Origin of the sequence: Kitasatospora sp. NPDC057518, assembly GCF_042802075.1 — a bacterium.
In the GTDB taxonomy this organism is placed as follows: Bacteria; Actinomycetota; Actinomycetes; order Streptomycetales; family Streptomycetaceae; genus Kitasatospora.
The window spans coordinates 1-4959 of the sequence record NZ_JBHVEU010000568.1; the positions used below are offsets into that span (position 1 = coordinate 1).

The following is a 4959-nucleotide window of genomic DNA, read 5'->3' on the forward strand; positions in this document are numbered from 1 at the left end:
GTTCCCACCGGCCGGGCATCCGCCCGTGGCGGTCGCACCACAGCGGTGACCCGCGCCACAGGGGCGATCCGCACCGGAAAAGCAGAAAGGCCCCAGATCAACTGGGGCCTTTCTTTCGGTGTCCGAGGGGGGACTTGAACCCCCACGCCCGATAAAGGGCACTAGCACCTCAAGCTAGCGCGTCTGCCATTCCGCCACCCGGACTAGGTGTCGTCCTCGCGGCTTCCGATCTCTCGTCCGTCGCGCTGACAGATGTAACTGTAGCAAAGATCGGCTTGGGGTCCCAAAACGGTTTCCGGCGGGCTCCCGGCGGGCGGGTCCGACGGGTGGCGGGGGCAAGGGGCGGCGTGTGGCGGGGGCGTGACCAGCGGGTTTCGGGAACGTGCGGGGGCTGGATCGGGATCGGGGGCTGGGGGAGGATGGGCGGACGTGCTCGTACGGCCCGGGTGCAGGTCCTGGGGGTGGCGCGCTGGTGCGTCGGTGCGGGCCCAAGACGCGAGGAGTGACCGTGAGCGAGCGGAGCGAGTCGGCGGCGCCGAAGGTGACGGCTGAGTCGGAGGTCGCCGAGATCTGTCGCGATCTGATCCGGATCGACACCAGCAACTACGGGGACGGATCCGGCCCGGGGGAGCGGAAGGCGGCCGAGTACGTGGCCGAGCAGCTCGCCGAGTTCGGGCTGGAGCCGAAGATCTTCGAGTCGGCGAAGGGGCGGGCCTCGACCGTGGTCCGGATCGAGGGCGAGGACCGTTCCCGTCCGGGCCTGCTGATCCACGGCCACACCGACGTGGTGCCGGCCAACGCGGCGGACTGGACCCACGACCCGTTCGGCGGTGAGATCGCGGACGGCTGCGTCTGGGGGCGTGGCGCGGTGGACATGAAGGACATGGACGCGATGACCCTGGCGGTCATCCGCGACCGGCTGCGCACCGGGCGCAAGCCCCCGCGCGACATCGTGCTGGCCTTCCTCGCGGACGAGGAGGCCGGCGGCACCTACGGGGCGCGCTTCCTGGTGGACAAGCACCCGGGGCTGTTCGAGGGCGTGACCGAGGCGATCGGCGAGGTCGGCGGCTTCTCCTTCACGGTCAACGACCAGGTCCGCCTCTACCTGGTGGAGACAGCCGAGAAGGGCATGCACTGGATGCGCCTGACGGTCGAGGGCCGGGCCGGCCACGGCTCGATGGAGAACGACGACAACGCGATCACCGAGCTGTGCGAGGCGGTCGCCCGGCTCGGCCGGCACCAGTTCCCGCTGCGGATCACCAAGACCGTCCGGGCCTTCCTGGACGAGCTGTCGGACGCGCTCGGGGTCGAGCTGGACCCGGAGAACATGGACGAGACGCTGCGCGTGCTCGGCGGCATCGCCAAGATGATCGGCACCACGCTGCGGAACACCGCCCAGCCGACGATGCTCGGCGCCGGCTACAAGGTCAACGTGATCCCCGGTCAGGCCACCGCGCACGTGGACGGCCGCTTCCTGCCCGGCTACGAGGAGGAGTTCCTGGCCGAGCTGGACAGCGTGCTCGGCCCGCGCGTGAAGCGCGAGAGCCTGCACTCGGACAAGGCGATCGAGACCGGCTTCGACGGGGCCCTGGTCGAGGCGATGCAGACCGCGCTGCGGGCCGAGGACCCGATCGCCCGCGCGGTGCCGTACTGCCTGTCGGGCGGGACGGACGCCAAGTCCTTCCAGGACCTGGGCATCCGCTGCTTCGGCTTCGCGCCGCTCCAGCTGCCGCCGGAGCTGGACTTCGCCGGGATGTTCCACGGCGTGGACGAGCGGGTGCCGGTGGACGGGCTGAAGTTCGGCGCCCGGGTGCTGGACCGTTTCATCGACGCCTGCTGAGCCGTTCCGCGCGGCGGTGCCCGCGCTGATCAGGTGACTGGGTCGGCCCGCTCCCGGGGTTCCGGGGGCGGGCCGACCGCATTGTCCGAGCTGATGATTGTGGGACAGGAAGAAAGAGATCGACAGAAGCGATTCTGCTCGGAATTCCAGGCCGATCATGTGTACGAGATCTCACCGTTGCGGGTGAATGGGAGATCCACTCCGTACCCCGTTTGCCGCAGCGTCGTTCATCCCTGTGCAGCCCGCCGAACGGGTTGCGTTGTCCATACAGGAGGAATGATGAAGGTCAAGAAGATCGCCGCTGTCGCCGCCGCCACCGGTGGCCTGGTGCTCGCCGCCGCCGGTGTCGCGTCCGCTCAGGGCGGCGCCGCCGCCGAGGGTGTGGCCGCCGGTTCCCCGGGCGTCGTCTCGGGCAACCAGATCCAGGTTCCGGTGCACATCCCGGTCAACCTCTGCGGCAACACCGTGAGCGTCGTGGGTGTGCTGAACCCGGCGTTCGCCAACCACTGCGCCAACTTCTGAGTCGACCTCCGGGCCGTCGGGGCCTGTTGAGCCGACTCACGCGAGCCCCCGGGCGGCGGACGCGCCGCGCCGGGGGCGTTCGCGTCCGCGCCGGGATACCGGATACACGGGATCCGACACGATCACTCGATCGAGTGAAGCGGGGTTTCGTTGCTCAACCTCCCCGTTGGCCTCTCGTTAACCCGTGTGCAGCCGAAGCCCTTGCGTGATTTACGGATATACGGAAATTCCGACTTTTTTGCAAGGTTCATGCCAAGGTCGACACGTCGTCTCGAAATGTCAGGGGAAAACATGAGGAAAGTAGCCAAGAAGGGGATCCTCACGGCCGTGGCCACCGGCAGTGTGCTGGCCTCGACCGCCGGCTACGCCTACGCGGGGGGCGCCGACGCGCAGGGGGTGGCCACCGGTTCACCCGGTGTCGTCTCGGGCAACTCGGTCCAGGTGCCGATCGAGGTGCCGATCAATGCCTGCGGCAACACGATCGATGTGATCGGCTTGCTGAACCCGTCCTTCGGCAACCGCTGTGCCAACGTCAGCGGCGGCGGCCATCAGGCGTCCAAGCCCGCCCATGGCGGCCAGTCCGGCGCCACCGGCGCCGGCCGTACCGACAGCTCCAGTGCCAGTGGGAGCCAGGGTGCCACGGCTCCGGCCGGCACCCTCCCGGCCAGCACTCTGCCGGCCAGTACCCTCCCGGCGAGTGCTGTCCCGGACGCCGCGGGTCCGGCCACCAAGGTTCCGGGTGCCGATGGCACGGGTGTCGACGTCCCGGGGGCCGGCGCCTCCGGTGTCGCCGCCAACTCGGCGGGCGTGCTCTCGGGCAACAGCGTCCAGGCGCCGGTGGACGTTCCGGTCAACGCCTGCGGCAACTCGGTGAACGTGGCCGGCGTCGGCAACCCGGCCTTCGGCAACGACTGCGCCAATGTGGAGAAGGTCGAGAAGGTCACCCCGACGCCGCCGGCCGAGGGCTGCGTGGAGACCTGCCCGACCCCGCCGCAGACCTCCTCCGAGGAGGTGACGAGCGTCGCGCGCACCGGCGTGGCTCCGGCCACCTCCGCGTCCGCCGCCGTGGCGCCCGCCGCCAAGCCGGCGCCGTCCGCCCAGCTGGCCACCACCGGTGCCGGCAACGTCGAGCTGCTCGGGGCCGCCGGCCTCGCGATGCTGCTCGGCGGCGGCGTGCTCTACCGCCGGGCCCGGGCCGGCGCCCGCTGACACGGCGGGCGGGGAACCAGGGCGCGCACTGAACGGGACCGGTGCGCGTCCGCCCCCGGGCGTACCTGAGGAACGACGCATCCGCGGCCGCCGAGCGAACGGGCGGCCGCGGACGCGTGAGGGCTCGCTGCCGCCCGGGGCCGCGGTGCCCCGCCCGTCACCAGTTCCGGACCTGCCGGATGATCCGCCGCTTCAGCCGGACCGTCCGGCTGCCGTCGGGGAACAACCGCAGCCGGTCGAGCTCCCAGTGCCCGTACTCGGCGTGCTCGGTGAGCAGTTGGCGCGCCGCGTTGCGCGTGGTGCCGCGCGGCATGCGCAGGGACTGGTACTCGTACTCCGGCTGCCGGACCGGCTTCCGTGGGGTCAAAACGCTCCTCCTGGGGATCACCTTCAGGCAAGCCTACGGCCTGCCCCGGACAGTCGGCCCGGGTATTTCCGGCCGTCCTCCCGTGCGCGGGCGACGGTCGGAACGGGTGCGGCCCCGGCCGCCGACTGACAGTGCATCAGTCCTGTTGCCACTGTGGAGGGGATACCCCGATCCCGGCGCGCGAAGCGGCAGCCGGACGGCCTCGGCGGGCCCGGCGTGCGCCCTCCGCGCCCGCTTCGCGCCGGTGGCGCGTGGGGACGAAGCGGGATGGATCGGACATCAGGGGGGAAGTTGCGGTGAAATCGCGGGTGTAGGTGACAACCGCTGTGCGTGGCGACACCGCGGGGAGATAGCGTCTGCACCATGTCTGATGCCGCGCAGCCCACCATTGCCGAGGTACGCGCCGCCGCTGAGGCGGTCAAGGCCGCCATCGACCGTCATCTGGAAGCGGTGTCAAGCCCCAACGCAGCCGATGATCCCGCCGTCACCGCCGCCTACGAGCAGCTCGCGACGGCGGCCATCGCCTACGACCAGCTCCTGTACGAGGCCTACGACGAGGTCACGCCCTTCGAGATCCCCGGGGACGAGGGCCCCGGCGGGTACCACGGCCCCGAACAGCCCGAGGCGATCAGCGTGTTGATCCGCCGTGACTACCACGTCGTCGACCCCGAGCGGCTGCGTGCCCAGGCCGAGCGGCTGGACGAGTCGCTGACCCCGGGCGGCGCCGGCGCGGGCGGGGTGAACGCCGCGATCGGCGTGCTGTTCGGCGAGTACGAGCCCGACGAGATCGCCGCCCGCAGCGAGGAGTTCGGCCTGGAGGAGGCCGACTCGACGCTCTGGGTCGCGGCCACCGAGCCGACCGAGCCGGGCGAGTGGCTGCCCGAGCCCTTCGAGCACGCCGACCCGCAGCTGCTGATCTGCCGGTTCGACGTGAGCGAGGTCTACGACGACGAGGACCCGGACGACTGACGCGGACAGGACGACCGACGCCGTGCAGGACGGCCGACGGGCGGGCCCGGGA

At 71.1% G+C, this 4959-nt stretch carries 5 protein-coding genes and 1 tRNA gene; 4 read left to right on the forward strand and 2 right to left on the reverse strand.

Annotated elements, in window-relative coordinates; translation table 11 throughout:
* Positions 1-119: 119 nt before the first annotated feature.
* Positions 120-204 (reverse strand) — tRNA-Leu (locus ACFU7Z_RS36145).
* Positions 205-508: 304 nt separating this feature from the next.
* Here ACFU7Z_RS36145 and ACFU7Z_RS36150 point away from each other — a divergent pair.
* The 3 genes from ACFU7Z_RS36150 to ACFU7Z_RS36160 all read left to right on the forward strand — a co-directional run bounded on the left by ACFU7Z_RS36150 (position 509) and on the right by ACFU7Z_RS36160 (position 3571).
* Positions 509-1840 carry a M20/M25/M40 family metallo-hydrolase gene (locus ACFU7Z_RS36150; RefSeq protein ID WP_049659731.1) on the forward strand — a complete coding sequence of 444 codons (1332 nt, stop codon included), beginning with the start codon at positions 509-511 and terminating at the stop codon, positions 1838-1840.
* A 279-nt stretch (positions 1841-2119) separates the two neighbouring features.
* Complete coding sequence (locus ACFU7Z_RS36155; protein ID WP_074002312.1) at positions 2120-2362, forward strand: chaplin; 243 nt, start codon at positions 2120-2122, stop codon at positions 2360-2362.
* A 327-nt stretch (positions 2363-2689) separates the two neighbouring features.
* On the forward strand, positions 2690-3571 hold the full coding sequence (locus tag ACFU7Z_RS36160) for a chaplin (RefSeq protein WP_380782263.1): 882 nt from the start codon (positions 2690-2692) through the stop codon (positions 3569-3571).
* A gap of 157 nt (positions 3572-3728) precedes the next feature.
* Here ACFU7Z_RS36160 and ACFU7Z_RS36165 read toward each other — a convergent pair whose 3' ends face one another.
* Positions 3729-3938 carry a DUF5703 family protein gene (locus ACFU7Z_RS36165; RefSeq protein ID WP_037901221.1) on the reverse strand — a complete coding sequence of 70 codons (210 nt, stop codon included), beginning with the start codon at positions 3936-3938 and terminating at the stop codon, positions 3729-3731.
* Positions 3939-4301: 363 nt separating this feature from the next.
* Between ACFU7Z_RS36165 and ACFU7Z_RS36170 the strand changes: the two genes are divergently transcribed.
* Positions 4302-4907 (forward strand): hypothetical protein, encoded by a 606-nt coding sequence (locus tag ACFU7Z_RS36170; RefSeq protein WP_049660402.1) that lies wholly within the window; start codon positions 4302-4304, stop codon positions 4905-4907.
* The last annotated feature ends 52 nt before the right edge of the window (positions 4908-4959 follow it).